The sequence below is a fragment of the Skermanella mucosa genome (genome assembly GCF_016765655.2).
In the GTDB taxonomy this organism is placed as follows: Bacteria; Pseudomonadota; Alphaproteobacteria; order Azospirillales; family Azospirillaceae; genus Skermanella; species Skermanella mucosa.
The window spans coordinates 6,117,120-6,133,142 of sequence record NZ_CP086106.1; the positions used below are offsets into that span (position 1 = coordinate 6,117,120).

16 protein-coding genes are annotated in these 16,023 nt (G+C 68.1%); 13 read left to right on the forward strand and 3 right to left on the reverse strand.

The features are described 5' to 3' along the window. Positions 1-119: 119 nt before the first annotated feature. The 4 genes from JL100_RS28370 to JL100_RS28385 all read left to right on the forward strand — a co-directional run bounded on the left by JL100_RS28370 (position 120) and on the right by JL100_RS28385 (position 3,301). Positions 120-929, forward strand: coding sequence for an ABC transporter ATP-binding protein (locus tag JL100_RS28370; RefSeq protein WP_202684479.1), 810 nt, complete (start codon positions 120-122; stop codon positions 927-929). A gap of 92 nt (positions 930-1,021) precedes the next feature. Next, positions 1,022-1,867, forward strand: coding sequence for a transporter substrate-binding domain-containing protein (locus JL100_RS28375; protein ID WP_202684480.1), 846 nt, complete (start codon positions 1,022-1,024; stop codon positions 1,865-1,867). A gap of 35 nt (positions 1,868-1,902) precedes the next feature. Beyond that, positions 1,903-2,607 (forward strand): ABC transporter permease, encoded by a 705-nt coding sequence (locus tag JL100_RS28380; protein ID WP_202684481.1) that lies wholly within the window; start codon positions 1,903-1,905, stop codon positions 2,605-2,607. Between the two features lie 4 nt (positions 2,608-2,611). Further along, the gene (locus tag JL100_RS28385) at positions 2,612-3,301 is read left to right on the forward strand and encodes an ABC transporter permease (RefSeq protein WP_202684482.1); all 690 of its coding nucleotides are present in this window, start codon (positions 2,612-2,614) and stop codon (positions 3,299-3,301) included. Between the two features lie 19 nt (positions 3,302-3,320). On the opposite strand, the gene JL100_RS28390 is transcribed toward JL100_RS28385, so the two are convergent. The 3 genes from JL100_RS28390 to JL100_RS28400 all read right to left on the reverse strand — a co-directional run bounded on the left by JL100_RS28390 (position 3,321) and on the right by JL100_RS28400 (position 6,388). Beyond that, positions 3,321-3,485: a hypothetical protein gene (locus tag JL100_RS28390; protein WP_202684483.1), complete on the reverse strand. Its 165-nt coding sequence runs from the start codon at positions 3,483-3,485 to the stop codon at positions 3,321-3,323. Between the two features lie 127 nt (positions 3,486-3,612). Then, positions 3,613-4,872, reverse strand: a complete 1,260-nt coding sequence (locus JL100_RS28395; RefSeq protein ID WP_323378560.1) for an MFS transporter — start codon at positions 4,870-4,872, stop codon at positions 3,613-3,615. A gap of 61 nt (positions 4,873-4,933) precedes the next feature. Continuing rightward, on the reverse strand, positions 4,934-6,388 hold the full coding sequence (locus JL100_RS28400; protein WP_202684484.1) for a helicase HerA-like domain-containing protein: 1,455 nt from the start codon (positions 6,386-6,388) through the stop codon (positions 4,934-4,936). Positions 6,389-6,857: 469 nt separating this feature from the next. Between JL100_RS28400 and miaB the strand changes: the two genes are divergently transcribed. From miaB to rimP, 9 genes are all read left to right on the forward strand, one after another. Beyond that, the gene (gene miaB, locus JL100_RS28405) at positions 6,858-8,249 is read left to right on the forward strand and encodes a tRNA (N6-isopentenyl adenosine(37)-C2)-methylthiotransferase MiaB (RefSeq protein WP_202684525.1); all 1,392 of its coding nucleotides are present in this window, start codon (positions 6,858-6,860) and stop codon (positions 8,247-8,249) included. Continuing rightward, a complete protein-coding gene (locus JL100_RS28410) occupies positions 8,246-9,280 on the forward strand; it encodes a PhoH family protein (protein WP_202684485.1) in 1,035 nt (344 codons plus the stop codon). Before miaB ends, JL100_RS28410 begins: the two co-directional genes overlap by 4 nt. Beyond that, the gene (gene ybeY, locus JL100_RS28415) at positions 9,277-9,909 is read left to right on the forward strand and encodes an rRNA maturation RNase YbeY (RefSeq protein WP_202684486.1); all 633 of its coding nucleotides are present in this window, start codon (positions 9,277-9,279) and stop codon (positions 9,907-9,909) included. Before JL100_RS28410 ends, ybeY begins: the two co-directional genes overlap by 4 nt. 2 nt (positions 9,910-9,911) lie before the next feature. Further along, a complete protein-coding gene (locus tag JL100_RS28420; RefSeq protein WP_202684487.1) occupies positions 9,912-10,823 on the forward strand; it encodes a hemolysin family protein in 912 nt (303 codons plus the stop codon). Next, positions 10,816-12,480 carry an apolipoprotein N-acyltransferase gene (gene lnt, locus JL100_RS28425; protein WP_202684488.1) on the forward strand — a complete coding sequence of 555 codons (1,665 nt, stop codon included), beginning with the start codon at positions 10,816-10,818 and terminating at the stop codon, positions 12,478-12,480. Before JL100_RS28420 ends, lnt begins: the two co-directional genes overlap by 8 nt. A gap of 113 nt (positions 12,481-12,593) precedes the next feature. Continuing rightward, positions 12,594-13,073 (forward strand): helix-turn-helix domain-containing protein, encoded by a 480-nt coding sequence (locus JL100_RS28430; RefSeq protein WP_202684489.1) that lies wholly within the window; start codon positions 12,594-12,596, stop codon positions 13,071-13,073. A gap of 263 nt (positions 13,074-13,336) precedes the next feature. Then, a complete protein-coding gene (metK, locus tag JL100_RS28435) occupies positions 13,337-14,506 on the forward strand; it encodes a methionine adenosyltransferase (RefSeq protein WP_202684490.1) in 1,170 nt (389 codons plus the stop codon). Beyond that, positions 14,499-15,245, forward strand: a complete 747-nt coding sequence (gene trmB / locus JL100_RS28440) for a tRNA (guanosine(46)-N7)-methyltransferase TrmB (RefSeq protein WP_228420956.1) — start codon at positions 14,499-14,501, stop codon at positions 15,243-15,245. The genes metK and trmB overlap by 8 nt, the downstream gene beginning before the upstream one ends. 279 nt (positions 15,246-15,524) lie before the next feature. Next, complete coding sequence (gene rimP / locus JL100_RS28445; protein ID WP_202684492.1) at positions 15,525-16,010, forward strand: ribosome maturation factor RimP; 486 nt, start codon at positions 15,525-15,527, stop codon at positions 16,008-16,010. The last annotated feature ends 13 nt before the right edge of the window (positions 16,011-16,023 follow it).

Consider the following 16,023-nt stretch of genomic DNA (forward strand, 5'->3'; position numbering starts at 1 on the left):
AAGCGGACCGGCGGCGCGGCTTCGCCTCAAATTGGAGTGATTTGGAAAATCGGATTTGCGCCGCAGCGGCTGCCCGGATAGCCTGTTGCGGTCATATCGGTAGCAGTCAGATCGGAAGCATGGGCCTGTCACAGCCGCCGCCAGCCAACCAGATCCCCAGCCCCGATCCCGGGGCGGCCATCGTCGTCGAAGATCTCCACAAGCGGTTCGGGCAGCTCGAGGTGCTGAAGGGCGTCTCGCTGGTCGCCCACGAAGGCGACGTGATCTCCATGATCGGGTCGAGCGGCTCCGGCAAGAGCACCTTCCTGCGCTGCATCAACCTGCTGGAGACGCCCGACGAGGGCCGCGTCTGGGTCAACGGCGAGCTGATCCGCATGAAGCAGGGCCGCCACCATGCGGTGCCGGCCGACCCCCGCCAGGTCGACCGCATCCGGTCCCGGCTCGGCATGGTGTTCCAGGGCTTCAACCTGTGGAGCCACATGACCGTGCTCCAGAACGTGATCGAGGCGCCGGTCCATGTCCTGGGCGTCCCGAAGGCCGAGGCGATCGCCCGGGCCGAGGCGCTGCTCGAGAAGGTCGGGCTGGAAGCAAAGTCCAAAGCCTATCCCAGCCATCTCTCCGGCGGGCAGCAGCAGCGCGTCGCCATCGCCCGGGCATTGGCCATGCAGCCCAAGGTGATGCTGTTCGACGAGCCGACCTCGGCCCTGGACCCCGAGCTGGTCGGCGAGGTGCTGCGCGTGATGCGCCAGCTCGCCGACGAGGGCATGACCATGATCGTCGTGACGCACGAGATGGGCTTCGCCCGCGAGGTGTCGAGCGAGGTCATCTTCCTGCACCAGGGCCGCATCGAGGAACGGGGACCGCCCGGCCAGGTGCTGGTCGATCCCCAGTCCGAGCGCTGCCGCCAGTTCCTGGCGCGCAATCTCTGATCGATGAAAAAGACCGCCGACAAAAAATACCGCCAACTAGAAAATACCAACGGAACAGCGACGACAAGTCGATGAACAGGAGAGACCGTATCTTGAAGAAGACCCTCGCAGCCATCGCAACCGGCATGATCCTGATCGCCGCCGCCGGCGTCCCGCAGGCCCAGGCGCAGACCAAGGTGCGGATCGCCACCGAAGGCGCCTACCTCCCCTGGAACGGCATGGACGCCTCGGGCAAGCTGATCGGGTTCGAGATCGACCTGGCGGCCGAGCTGTGCAAGCGGATCGGCGCCACCTGCGAAGTGATGGCCCAGGACTGGGACGGCATCATCCCCGGGCTCCAGTCGCGGAAATACGACGTGATCATGGCCGGCATGTCGATCACCGACGAGCGCAAGCAGGTGATCTCGTTCGCCGGCCCCTACGCCACCGAGCCGACCGTCTTCGCCGCCATGAAGGGCAGCCCGCTGCTCGACCAGAACCTGCCGACCACGGCCGTGGACATGGCCGAGATCAGCCCGGACGAGCAGAAGCTGATAGACCAGACCGCGGCCGTCGTCGACGGCAAGACCGTCGGGGTCCAGGTCTCCACGATCCAGCAGAACATGCTGGAACAGCTGATGCCCGGAGTCGAGGTCCGGACCTACGACAAGGTGGACAATCTCGGCCTCGACCTGGTGTCCGGCCGGATCGACGCCATCGTCGCCGACCGCTCAGCGATCGAGGGCCTGATCAAGGCCGGCGACCAGAACAAGGACATCACCAAGTTCGGCCCCGCCTTCTCGCGCGGCGTCCTGGGCGAGGGCGTCGGCGCCGGCGTGCGCAAGGCCGACACCGAGCTCCAGGCCAAGCTGGACAAGGCGATCAAGGAGGCGACCGCCGACGGCACCATCACCAGGCTGACGACGGAGTGGTTCGGCTACGACACTTCGATCAAGTAAGGGCCCGGGGGTGACCGGAAGCCGGATCCCGCGCCATGCTTGACCTGCTCGCCTGGGGCGACACCGGCTGGGGCGACGAGCTGGTCCGCGGCACGCTGATGACGCTGGCGGTGGCGCTGTGCTCGTTCGCGCTGGGCCAGGTGTTCGGCGCGCTGGGCGCCACCGCCAAGCTGAACGGCGGCATCGTCGCCCGCGGCATCGCCGAGGTCTACACTACGGTGGTGCGCGGCGTGCCCGAGCTGCTGGTCATATACCTGCTGTTCTTCGGCACCGGCAACGCGATCATGGCCGTCGCCGCGGTGTTCGGCTACACCGACTATATCGAGGTCAACGCCTTCACCATCGGCGTGCTGTCGGTCGGGCTGATCTCCGGCGCCTATTCGACGGAGGTGATCCGGGGCGCCATCCAGGCGGTGCCGTTCGGCCAGATCGAGGCCGGGCGCGCCGTGGGGATGCGCAGGAGCCAGATCTTCTTCCGCATCCTGCTGCCCCAGACCTTGCGCTACGCCCTGCCCGGCCTCGGCAATGTCTGGCAGCTCACCCTGAAGGACACGGCGCTGATCTCGGTCACGGCCCTGGCGGAGCTGATGCGCTCCGCCCAGGTCGCGGCCGGCGTCACCCGCGACCCGTTCCTGTTCTACACGGTCGCGGCGGCGCTGTACCTGGTTCTGACCTCGCTCTCGACCGTCGCGTTCGACCGGGCCGAGCGCTATTCCAACCGCGGCGTAAGGCGGGCCTGAGACCATGAACCTGTCGGTGATGTGGAGTGCCGTGCCGACGCTGCTGGCCGGCGTTCCGGTGACGCTCCAGCTGGTCGGTCTGGCGCTTCTGTTCGGCTTCGTGCTGGCTTCGGGCGTCGCCTGGATGCGGCTGTCGGCCAACCGCGTCCTGTCCGCGATCGCCGGGACCTATGTGTTCGTCTTCCGGGGCACGCCGCTGCTGGTCCAGATCTTCCTGATCTATTACGGGCTTGGCCAGTTCCAGGCGGTCCGCGCCAGCATCTTCTGGGAGATCCTGCGCGAGCCCTACTGGTGCGGCATCCTGGCGCTGACGCTCAACACGGCGGCCTATACCAGCGAGATGATCCGCGGCGGCATCCAGTCCGTGCCCCACGGCCAGATCGAGGCGGCGCGGGCCTGCGGCTTCTCCCGCTTCCTGGTGTTCCGCCGGGTCGTGGCGCCGATCGCGGTCCGCCAAGCGCTGCCCGCCTACGGCAACGAGGTCATCCTGATGGTCAAGGCCAGCTCGCTCGCCAGCACCATCACCCTGCTGGAGATCACCGGCATCGCGCGCCGGATCATCTCCCAGACCTTCGCGGTGTTCGAGGTCTTCATCGTGGCGGGCGCGATCTACCTGCTGATCAACTTCCTGATCACCCGCCTGATCCGCTATGCCGAATGGCGGGTCACCCCGCACCTGCGCCGGCCGGCATAGCGGGCGGCATCCGTTCCGGTCAGTCCAATTCGCGCTCGGCCGGATCGTCCTCGGCGTCGCCTGCCAAGCCCGATGAGATCCGGCCCGGCGAAATCCGGCCCTTGCCCCCGGCCGCGGTTCCCTCGTTCTCGTCGAGCGCCGCGTCGATGCCCATGAAATCCTCGAGGTCGTGGTAGCTCAGCATTTTCATTCTCCGGTGCGCGATCCTGGGACATTATCGATCATGATGCGCGTCATAAATTAAAAATGTCATCGATCCCTGCCGGATGCGGCAATAGGCCGATCTTTCTTCCGGTCGGAACCCCGGCCGATCAGACCCTTCGTTCCTCCCGCACCGCAAACAACAGCACCAGACCCAACGCGAGCAATAGCACGATGGTTGCCATTCCGGCCCGTTGACTTTCGAAGGATTCCGTGGCCCACGCGAGGAGAAGCGGCCCCACGAAGGAGACAGCCCTCCCGGATAGCGCGTACAGGCCGAACATCTCCGTTTCCATCCCCGGCGGCGACAGGCGGGCCATCATCGACCGCCCGGCCGCCTGCGCCGGCCCGACGAAGATCCCCAGCCCGAGCGCCAGCACCCAGAAGGCCGTCTGCGATTCGGCGAACAGCAGCGGAATGCCGAATCCGATCAGACCCCCCAGGCACCAGGCTATGGTCCGCTTCGGCCCGATCCAGTCGTCGATCCAGGCGAAGCCGAAGGCCCCGGCGGCCGAGGTGACGTTCAGCGCGATGGCGAACATCACGATCTGGTCGAACCCCATGCCGAAGGTCCCTGCGGCATAGATGCCGCCGAACGCGAACAGCGTGTTCAGCCCGTCGCGATAGAGCGCGCTGGCGACCAGCCAGCGGGCGATGTTGGCATAGCGGCGGATCTGGCGCAGGGTGTCCACCAGCGTCGCCAAGCCTTCCCGCACCGCCGTCCCGAGCGGCACGCCGGTGGACGGCCGGTCCGGCGTCAGCAGGAACAGCGGCAGGGCGAAGACGCCGTACCACAGCGCCACCAGCAGGGCCGTCGCCCGGACGTTCGCCTGCTCCGCCGTCCCCAGAAGGCCGAACAGCGGCGTTTCCGCCTGCACCAGCCCGAACAGCGACAGCACCAAGCAGCCCAGCCCGCCGACATAGCCCAGGCCCCAGCCCCAGCCGGACACCCGGCCGGTATGGCCCGGCGGGGCCAGAGACGGCAGCATGGCGTTGTAGAAGACGTTGGCCAGTTCGAAAGTGACGCCGGTCAAGGCCACCAGCACCAGCGCCGGCACGACGGAGGACGGCTCCGGCGTGACGAACCACATCAGCGCCGTCCCCGCGACGGTCAGGGCCGTGAACAGGGCCAGCCAGGGCTTGCGCCGCCCGCCCCGGTCTGCGATGGCGCCCAGCACCGGGCTCAGCACGGCGACCGCCAGCCCGGAGACGGCGACCGCCCTGCCCCATTGGGCGGTGCCCGCCACCTCCGATTCCGCCACCGCGCGGGTGAAGTACACGCTGAAGATGAAGGTGCCGATGACCGTATTGTAGGCCGACATGGCCCAGTCATAGAGGCACCAGGAGAAGATCCCGCCCCGCCGTCCCACCAAGATCCGCTCCCGTCCCGCCGGTCGAAGCGCCCCGGCTCCGGAAACAGGCTCCGGCCGGTCAGCGCTTCATGATGGCGCCCAGGATACCCCGCGCGATCTGCCGGCCCAACTGCGTTCCGAGGCTGCGCAGCGCGCTGTTGACCATCGCCTCCCCCGGGGACTGGCGCGGCGCGGCGGCGCGCGGCTGGCGTCCCGCGGGCTTCTGGGCTTTCGCGGGCTCGATCGCCGGCTTTTCCGCCCTTTCGCGCAGGTGCTCGTAGGCGGAATGGCGGTCGATCGGGTGGTCGTAGCGGCCCTTGACCGGGCTGCGGGCCAGCAGGTCGGCCCGCTCGGCGGCGCCGATCGGCCCCAGGCGGCAGCCGGGCGGCGCCATCATCACCCGGTCGACCACCGACGGGACGCCCTTGGCCTCCAGCAGCGAGACCAGCGCCTCGCCGACCGCCAGTTCCTGGATCGCCGTCGCGGCGCTGAATTTCGGGTTGGCCCGGAAGGTCTCGGCGGCGGCGCGCACCGCCCGCTGGTCGCGCGGGGTGAAGGCGCGCAGCGCGTGTTGGACCCGGTTGCCGAGCTGTCCCAGCACGTCCTCCGGGATGTCGAGCGGGTTCTGGGTGATGAAATAGACGCCCACCCCCTTGGAGCGGATCAGGCGGACCACCTGCTCGACCTTGTCCACCAGGGCCTTGGGCGCGTCGTCGAACAGCAGATGCGCCTCGTCGAAGAAGAACACCAGCTTGGGCTTGGGCAGGTCGCCGGCCTCGGGCAGTTCCTCGAACAGCTCCGACAGCAGCCACAGCAGGAAGGTCGCGTAGAGGCGGGGCGAGCGCATCAGCTTGTCGGCGGCCAGCAGGTTGACGGTGCCGCGCCCGTCCGGCGCCACCCGCATCAGGTCGGCCAGTTCCAGCGCCGGCTCGCCGAAGAAGCTCTCGGCACCCTGCTGCTCCAGCACCAGCAACTGGCGCTGGATCGCGCCGACCGACGCCTTGCTGACGGTGCCGTAGCGCGGCGCAAACGTCGCGGCATTGTCGGCGACATGGGCCAGCATCGCCCGCAGGTCCTTCAGGTCGAGCAGCAGCAGGCCCTCGTCGTCGGCGACCTTGAAGGTGAGGTTGAGCACGCCTTCCTGGACGTCGTTCAGCTCCAGCAGGCGGGCCAGCAGCAGCGGCCCCATCTCGGAGACGGTCGCCCGGATCGGATGCCCCTGCTCGCCGAACAGGTCCCACAACACCGTCGGGCAGCCGTCCGACGCAGGGTCCGCGATGCCCAGGAGCGCCGCCCGCTCGGCAACCTTGGGATTGCCGCCGCCAGGCTGGCTGATACCGGCGAGGTCGCCCTTGACGTCGGCCAGGAAGACCGGCACGCCCGCCCGGGAGAACCCCTCCGCCAGCACCTGGAGCGACACCGTCTTGCCGGTCCCGGTCGCCCCGGCGATCAGCCCGTGCCGGTTCGCATACTTGAGCGGGAGGACTTGGCTTTCCTCCCCCTTGCCCACGAAGATGCCCTCGCCCCCAGCCATGCGCCGCTCCTCTCCCCGGATGTCGCCCGTGATAGAATGCCAGGAATCCGGAGCGGATGCATATCATCATAGGCCTCCGCACCGCGGAGGGGAGGGATCACGGATGCACACGGGTAGGCACGGATAAACACGGATAGCGTTCGGAAAATCCTCGCCCCCAATCAAGCCGCGGCGCATGTCGGTTCCGTGTCCATCCGTGCCTACCCGTGTGCATCCGTGATCCATCGACCTGCCCGGCCCCAAGGCCCCCGCCGCCAGCCGGCACCCTGGCCCTCGATACCGAGTCGTTGACTCCCCCTCCCTCCCCGGTGCTATTTTCCGGCCGACGCACGGGTGAAAAGCGCCCGGAGCGACCATATGCATTGATGCAAGGCCGCGTCGCCGCACCGGACGCGCCGACCGCAACGGGTTTTCCAGGGTTCAGCTTTTGACCAAGAAGAAACTGTTCATCAAGACCTGGGGCTGTCAGATGAACGTCTATGACAGCGCCCGCATGGCCGACGTCCTGGCGCCGCTGGGGTATCGGCCGGTCGAGGTCCCCGAGGGGGCCGACATGGTCATCCTGAACACCTGCCACATCCGCGAGAAGGCTTCGGAGAAGGTCTTCTCCGAGCTGGGCCGCCTGCGCCTGGAGAAGAACCGGCAGGCGACCGACGAGGACGGGCGCCGCATGATCATCGCCGTCGCCGGCTGCGTCGCCCAGGCGGAGGGCGAGGAGATCATGGCGCGGGCACCATTCGTCGACATGGTGTTCGGCCCCCAGACCTACCATCAGTTGCCCGAGATGGTCGCCCGCGCCAGCCGCGCCGCCGGCGAGCGGGTGCTGAACACCGATTTCCCGGTGGAGAGCAAGTTCGACTTCCTGCCGGGCGAGAGCGCCGACGCCGGCGTCTCGGCCTTCCTGTCCGTGCAGGAGGGCTGCGACAAGTTCTGCACCTTCTGCGTGGTCCCCTACACCCGGGGCGCGGAGTACTCGCGTCCCGCGGCCCAGATCGTCGCCGAGGCGCGGCGCATGGCCGCGACCGGCACCCGCGAGATCACCCTGCTCGGCCAGAACGTCAACGCCTACCACGGCGACGGCCCGGCGGGCGGCACCTGGGGGCTCGGCCGGCTGATCCGCGAGCTGGCCGAGATCGACGGCGTGGAGCGCATCCGCTACACCACGTCCCATCCGCGCGACATGGACGACGACCTGATCGCCGCCCACGGCGAGGTGCCGCAGCTGATGCCGTTCGTCCACCTGCCGGTGCAGAGCGGGTCGGACCGCATCCTGGCCGCCATGAACCGCAAGCACACCGCCGACGACTACCGCCGGCTGATCGACCGGATGCGCGCGGCCCGGCCGGACCTCGCCCTGTCGTCCGACTTCATCGTGGGTTTCCCCGGCGAGCGCGACGCCGACTTCGCGGACACGCTGCGGCTGGTCACCGATATCGGCTACGCCCAGGCCTATTCGTTCAAGTACAGCGCACGGCCCGGCACCCCGGCCGCCGGCCTGGGCGACGCCCAGGTGCCGGAGACCGTGAAGAACGAGCGGCTGGCGGCGCTCCAGCAGCTGCTCAACGCCCAGCAGGTCGCCTTCAACCAGGCCTGCGTCGGCCGCGTCCTGCCGGTATTGCTGGACCGCGCCGGCAAGCGGCCGGGCCAGCTGATGGGGCGCAGCCCCTTCATGCAGTCCGTCCCGGTGGCGGCACCGCAACGTCTGGCCGGAACGGTGGTTGATGTCCGTATCGACGCCGCCCACGCCAACAGCCTCGCCGGCGATCTGGTGCTGGCGGACGGCGTGACGGTTTCCGGCCCGGAGGCTTCGACGCCGCCCGTGGATTTTTCCAACCCCCCAGCCTGGGAGGCAACTGCTTGACGGGGTCCCCCGACCGTCGCATCGACTTGGCCTTCGACGACAACCGGCTGCTGCCGCTGCTCTATGGCGAGCATGACAGCCATCTCGCCCGGATCGAGACCCAGCTCGGCGTCTCGCTGATCAGCCGCGGCAATACCCTGACCATCGCCGGTCCGCCCGACGCGTCGGAAAGCGCCCGCGCGGCGCTCGACGCGCTTTGGGAGCGGCTGAAACGCGGCATGGTGGTCGGCTCGGCCGAGGTGGACGCGGCGCTTCGCATGGCGACCGGCGTCGGCGACGGCGCCGCCCGCGAGCTTGCCATGCAGGCGATCGCCCGGCCCGACTTCAACGTCAAGACCAAGCGCCGGTCGATCTCGCCGCGGTCGCCGACCCAGGCGGCCTATATCCAGGCGCTGCAGGAGAACGAACTGGTCTTCGGGCTGGGTCCCGCCGGCACCGGCAAGACCTATCTGGCCGTGGCCCAGGCGGTCGTCATGCTGACCAGCGGGCAGGTCGACCGCATCGTGCTGTCCCGCCCGGCGGTCGAGGCGGGCGAGCGGCTGGGCTTCCTGCCCGGCGACCTGCGGGAGAAGATCGATCCCTACCTGCGCCCGCTCTACGACGCCCTGTACGACATGCTGCCGGCCGAGCAGGTCGCCCGCCGGCTGGGCAACGGCGAGATCGAGATCGCCCCGCTCGCCTTCATGCGCGGCCGGACGCTGGCCAACGCCTATGTCATCCTGGACGAGGCGCAGAACACCACGCCGATGCAGATGAAGATGTTCCTAACCCGCCTGGGCGAGAACGGGCGCATGGCGGTGACCGGCGACACCAGCCAGATCGACCTGCCCTCGGGCACCCGGTCGGGCCTGAAGGACGCGATCGAGATCCTGCACGGCGTGCCGGGCGTCAGCTTCGTCCATTTCGGCGACGCCGACGTGGTCCGCCACCCGCTGGTCGGCCGCATCGTCCGCGCCTACGACCGGCACGACGCCGAGCGCAAGGCCGGCCGGCCCGGAGAGGATTTTCGTCGGGAAGACGGGCGGCGATGACGGCTCCCGTCCGACCGCCGCTCGACGTCTCGGTCAGCCTTGAGGCCGGCGACTGGGAGGAACTGGTCCCGGACGCGGAGGGGCGGGTCGAGGCGGCGGCCCGAGCCGCCTTCGCGGCGGCCGAGCATCCGGACGTCCTGCGCACCGCGGCGGCGGCGGAGATGAGCCTCGTGCTGGCCGACGACGACATGGTCCGGACCCTCAACCGGGACTACCGCGGCAAGGACAAGCCGACCAACGTCCTTTCGTTCGCATTACTCGACGATGCCGGGCTCGACGATGCCGGGGACGCGGATGATGACTTGGCGGCGCATCCGGGAATGCCTATACTGATCGGAGACGTGATCCTTGCCTGTGAAACCGTGCGGCGCGAAGCAAGCGAGCAGGGAAAACCGGTCGAGGATCATCTGACGCACCTTGTAATTCATGGCGTGCTCCATCTTCTCGGTTATGATCACGAAACCGACCCTGACGCCGACCGCATGGAACGACTGGAAACCAGCATTCTCGCCGGCATGGGCATCGCCGATCCCTATGCCGGGCCGTCGCCGCATTCCGATCGATCGCCTGGCGATCAGCCGGGCCTGGACGACGGCGCGGATGGCGTCTCCAAACCCCAAACCATATGACGATGGCAGACATATCCGGCAGTAGGACGCCCCGTGAAGACGGGGCCGACGAGCAGAATTCCTTCACCGGCCAATTTCGCGGCTGGTTGAGGACCATCCTGGGGGGACGCGGCGACACGACGCTGCGCGACACCATCGAGGAGCTGATCGAGGAACGGCGCGAAGCCGAGGGATCGATCGCCGCCGACGAGCGGGTGCTCCTCGCCAACATCCTCAAGCTGCGGGACCGCACCGTCGTGGACACGATGGTGCCGCGCGCCGACATCGTCGCCGTCGACATCGACACGACGCTGCCCGAGTTGATCGAGCGCATGTCGGAGGAGGCCCACTCCCGGATGCCGGTCTACCGGGAGACCCTCGACGACGTCGTCGGCGTGGTCCACATCAAGGACGTGCTGTCAGCGGTCGCGCGGAAGACGCCGTTCCAGCTCAAGGACATCACCCGCGACGCGGTGATCGTGGCGCCCAGCATGCCGGTCCTCGACCTGCTGCTCCAGATGCGCCAGTCGCGCCAGCACATGGCCCTGGTCGTGGACGAGTTCGGCGGCATCGACGGGCTCGTGACGATCGAGGACCTGGTGGAGGAGATCGTCGGCGAGATCGAGGACGAGCACGACGAGACCGAGGAGCCGATGCTGGTGACCCGGCCGGACGGCACGATGCTGGCCGACGCCCGCGTTCCGATCGACGATTTCCTCAGCCTGGTCGGACCCGTCCTGGACGACGGCGAGCGGGAGGACTTCGACACGCTCGGCGGGCTGGTGTTCAACCTGGCCGGCCGCGTGCCGAGCCGGGGCGAGTTGCTCAAGCATCCCTCGGGCCTGGAGTTCGAGGTGGTCGACGCCGATCCGCGGCGGATCAAGCGCCTGCGGGTCCGCAACCTTCCGGAACCCGTCAACGCCACCCATGGATGACGTCTCCCCGCGCCTCCGGGGCTCGGGCGGGGTTGCGGGCGACGCGCGCGGCGGAGCGCTCCGGGAAAGCGACGGCGGGGCCTCCCGGGAACGGGGCGGCCTGCGCTTCGCCGCGCACCTGTCCGCCCTGACCGGCTGGCGCCGATACCTCGCGGCGGCGGCGTTCGGCGGCCTCGCGACCCTCGCCCTGCCGCCGGCCTTCGCCGTGCCCGTGCTGCTGCTGGCCTTTCCCGGCCTGCTCTGGCTGCTCGACGGCGCGGCGACCCGCCGCTCCGCCTTCTTCACCGGCTGGTGGTTCGGCTTCGGGCATTTCCTGCTCGGCCTCTACTGGATTTCCTTCGCGCTGCTGACCGACATCGCCCGCTTCTGGTGGATGATGCCTTTCGCCGCCGCGGGACTGCCGGCGCTGCTCGCCGTCTTCGTCGGCCTGGCGACGCTCGCCCTGCACGTCCTGTCACGGCGGTTCCGCCTGGGCGGCCTTTCCCGCGTGCTCGCCTTCGCGATGCTGTGGACGGTGGCGGAGTATCTGCGCGGGCATGTCCTGACCGGCTTTCCCTGGAACCTGATCGGCTATTCCTGGGTGGGGTTCCTGCCGGTGCTGCAGAGCGTCGCGGTGATCGGCACCTACGGCCTGGGCCTCCTGACGGTCGCGGTCGCCGCCACGCCTGCCCTGTTCGGCGACCCGGCCGAGTCGCGGCGGCGGGCGGCCGGATCCGTGGCGGCCGGCCTGCTTCTGGTCGCCGCGATCGGTATCGCGGGCTGGGTCAGATTGTCGCAGAACGACAGGTCCGTGGTTCCCGGCGTGGTGGTGCGCATCGTCCAGCCGAACATCGCGCAGACCCTGAAATGGGACCCGGCCGAGCGGGCGCGGAACTTCGAGCGCCTGCTGGAAATGACCGCCGAAGGCCCAGCATCGGGCGGCCCGGCGCCCACCCACGTGGTCTGGCCGGAGACCGCGGTCCCCTTCTTCCTGGAGCGCGACGCGGCGGCCCGGCTGGCGATCGGGTCGGTGACCCCGCCCGGCGGCAGCGTCATCACCGGCGCCCCGCGGGTCAGGACCGGGCCGGACGGCACCAACCGGTTCTGGAACAGCCTCCATGCGGTGGACGGCAGCGGCGCGGTGGTCGCCACCTACGACAAGTTCCACCTGGTTCCGTTCGGCGAGTATATGCCGCTCAGGGGCATCCTCCCGGTCGCTTCCATCGCCGCCGGATCGACCGACTTCTCCGCCGGCTTGGGTCCGGAGACGATCGACGTCGCCGGACTGCCCGCTTTCAGCCCGCTCATCTGCTACGAGGTGATTTTCCCAGCCGCGGTGAAGGACCCGGGACGGCGGCCGGAATGGCTGCTCAACGTGACGAACGACGCCTGGTACGGCATCAGCGCCGGCCCCCACCAGCATTTCGCCATCGCCCAGGCGCGCGCGGTGGAGGAGGGTCTGCCCATGGTGAGGGCGGCGAATACCGGGATATCCGGCGTCGTGGATGGTTACGGCCGGATCTCGGCCTATCTCGAGTTGGGTTCGCGCGGCGTCGTCGACGCGGCGCTGCCGAAGGCGCTTGGAAACACCCCGTACGGTCGAATCGGCGACTGGATATTGGTGGTACTTCTGATGAGTTTCGGCCTCAGCACAACCATCGCTCGACAGACCCCTTGATTGTCGCACATATTTTCGTATGCGCGTGCACAAGAATGCGCTAGTACGTACTATTGAATGCATACACGTGCATGACTAGTTAGAGTGCTAACATTCAACAGGGGTTTGAGGGCATGCAACCACAAACACGAGGCCGGCGTGGAACCGGCGGGCGGCCCAAGACCGGCAAGCCGAATCCGATCGACGTACATGTCGGATCACGGGTAAGGCTGCGCCGCACTCTCCTCGGCATGAGCCAGGAGAAGCTGGGCGAGGCGATCGGCCTGACGTTCCAGCAGGTCCAGAAATACGAGCGGGGCGCGAACCGGATCGGTGCGAGTCGCCTGTTCGACCTCAGCCGCGTCCTGGACGTCCCGGTTTCGTTCTTTTTCGACGACATGCCGGCCGACTCGAACGCGATCCTCTCGGGCGAGCCTTCCCATGGCGGTTTCGGCGAGGAGAAGCCGGGTTCGTTCGAGCCCGACCCGATGGCCAAGCGGGAAACCCTGGAACTGGTCCGGGCATACTATCGCATCACCGACCCGCAGGTCCGCAAGCGCCTGTTCGAATTGACCAAGTCGGTCGCCAACGCGTCGAACAGCGAAGGCGGCTGACCGGCGGCTGTTCGCCTTGGCCAGGGTTCCGGCCGGCCCTGCGTAGCGTGGGCCGGCAGCGGGGCAATGCTGGAAGGGCGACCCCGTGAGATTTCGAAACAATTCCTGCTTGCTAGCCGTGCGGGATACCCAGATTGCAGGTTCCGGATCAAGTCACTTGACCCGGATGGTTCGGATTGCGAAAAGAGTGATAATGCTCGTCAGTCAAGTGGCGGGCCGATTATCTTCGTATGTCATCAATCCGCAACGCGCCGAGGCAACCTGTGGCTCTACGCAACTATGTCTTCACCAGTGAATCGGTTTCCGAGGGCCATCCAGACAAGGTCTGCGACCGCGTTTCAGACGCCATCGTGGACCTGTTCCTCGGCCATGACCCGTATGCCCGGGTAGCGGTCGAGACCCTGGCGACGACCAACCAGATCGTCCTGGCCGGCGAGGTTCGGGGACCGGACTCGATCACGCCCGACCTGATGGAAAGCGTCGCCCGGCATGCCATCAAGGACATCGGGTACGAGCAGGAAGGATTCCACTGGGAGAAGGCCGACGTCAAGATCCTGGTGCATGCCCAGTCGGCCGACATCGCGGTCGGCGTCGATGCGGCGGGCAACAAGGACGAGGGTGCCGGCGACCAGGGCATCATGTTCGGCTATGCCTGCCGCGAGACCGAAGCGCTGATGCCGGCGCCGATCTACTTCGCCCACGGCATCCTGAAGAGCTTGGCCGAGGCGCGGCATTCCGGCGCCGCCCCGCAACTCGGGCCCGACGCCAAGAGCCAGGTCAGCCTGCAGTACGAGAACGGCAAGCCGGTGCGCGCGACCTCTATCGTGGTTTCCACCCAGCACATGGACGGGCTCGACCAGGCCGAGGTCCGGGAGATCGTGCGCCCCCACGTGATCAACGTCCTGCCGGAAGGCTGGATGTGCGACGAGGAGTTCTTCTACGTCAACCCGACCGGCCGCTTCGTGATCGGCGGTCCCGACGGCGACGCCGGCCTGACCGGCCGCAAGATCATCGTCGACACCTACGGCGGGGCGGCCCCCCACGGCGGCGGCGCCTTCTCCGGCAAGGACCCGACCAAGGTCGACCGGTCCGCGGCCTACGCCGCCCGCTACCTTGCCAAGAACGTGGTGGCCGCCGAGCTGGCCGAGCGCTGCACCATCCAGTTGGCTTATGCCATCGGCGTGTCGCGGCCGCTGGCCGTCTACATCGAGACCTACGGGACCGGCCGGGTCGACGAGGACAGGCTGTCCAAGGTCCTTCAGGAACTGGTCAACCTGAGCCCGCGCGGCATTCGCGAGCATCTCGGCCTCAACAAGCCGATCTATGCCCGTACCGCGGCCTATGGTCACTTCGGCCGCGCGCCGGAGGCCGACGGCGGTTTCTCCTGGGAGCGCACGGATCTGGTGTCGGACCTGCGGTCGGCCTTTGCCTGATCGTCCTCCAGGCCCGCGCGACGACGCGCCGGCCGATCTGCGGGAAAAGGTCTACGGCCGCCGGCGCGGCCGTAGACTGCGCCTCTACAAGACCAACCTGCTGGAAACGCTGCTGCCCCGGCTGGCCATCGAGCCGCCGGCGGACGGCCGGCGCGTCGATCCCGTCTCGCTCTTCGTGACACCCGAAGGCGCGTCCGGAATCATGGACGTGTGGCTGGAAGTGGGATTCGGCAGCGGCGAGCACCTGGCCGGCCAGGCCGCGGCCCATCCCGACATCGGCATGATCGGCTGCGAGCCCTTCCTCAACGGCGTCGCCAATCTCCTGGAACACATCGATGCCGGAGGACAGCGGAACATCCGCATCCTCGCCGACGACGCCCGGCCGCTGATCGATGCCCTGCCCGACGCGTCGATCGGCCGCTGCTTCGTGCTGTTCCCCGACCCCTGGCCCAAGATCCGCCACCACAAGCGCCGCTTCATCGGACCGGACAACCTGGCCCGGCTGTCGCGCGTGCTGAAGGACGGGGCCGAACTGCGCATGGCGAGCGACGTCATGGGCGTCGCCATGTGGATGCTGGAGCACACCTGGCGCCATCCCGACTTCGAGTGGCTCGCCAGGACCGCGGAGGATTGGCGCCGGCGGCCGGACGACTGGCCCCAGTCGCGCTACGAGCAGAAGGGCATCGAGGCCGGCCGCAAGCCGGTGTTCCTGCGCTTCAGGCGGAAACCGCGGGGCTGAACCGGCGGGCCGGGTGCGGCACCCGGCCCGTACGCCGCCCACGCCGGAGCGGGCGGGAAAGCAACGGAAAGCCGCAGGGAAAGTATTGTGGAAAATCCTTGCGGCCTGCCTCAACTCCGCTATATTCCATTCCGTGATCCCATACGATCCGGCGGTCCCGCCAAAACGGGCAAGGCTGGATCGCATCCGGGTGGGCCACTGGCCCACTTTTTTGTTTTTGTCTACAGTTTATTGAACCGGGCCCCTGAAGCCCGGTCATGTTGCCTCAAGTCAGGTGGAATGGACGCAACCGATCGGATACAACAGATCATCGCCCCCTCGGTCGAAGCCATGGGCTACGAGATCGTACGGGTGCAGGTGTCGGGCACGCAGCGGCCCACCTTGCAGGTGATGGCCGAGCGGAAGGACAATGCCGCCATGACCGTGGAGGATTGCGCAGACATCAGCCGCGCTGTGTCCGCCATCCTTGATGTCGAGGATCCGATTTCTTCCGCCTACACGCTGGAAGTCAGCTCGCCGGGGATCGACCGGCCGTTGACCCGGCTGAAGGATTTCGAACGGTTCGCCGGCTTCGAAGCGCGCATCGAAACCCGCTTCCCGCTGGACGGCCGCAAGCGGTTCCGTGGCGTGCTGAAGGGCGTCGGGGACGGGTCCGTGCTGATCGAGACCGATACCGGTCCGGCCACCATCCCGTTCGACGCCGTGCAGCGCGCCAAGCTGATCCTGACCGACGCGCTGATCGCCGCCACCGCGGCCCAGCAGTAGCCGGCCTTTTCGC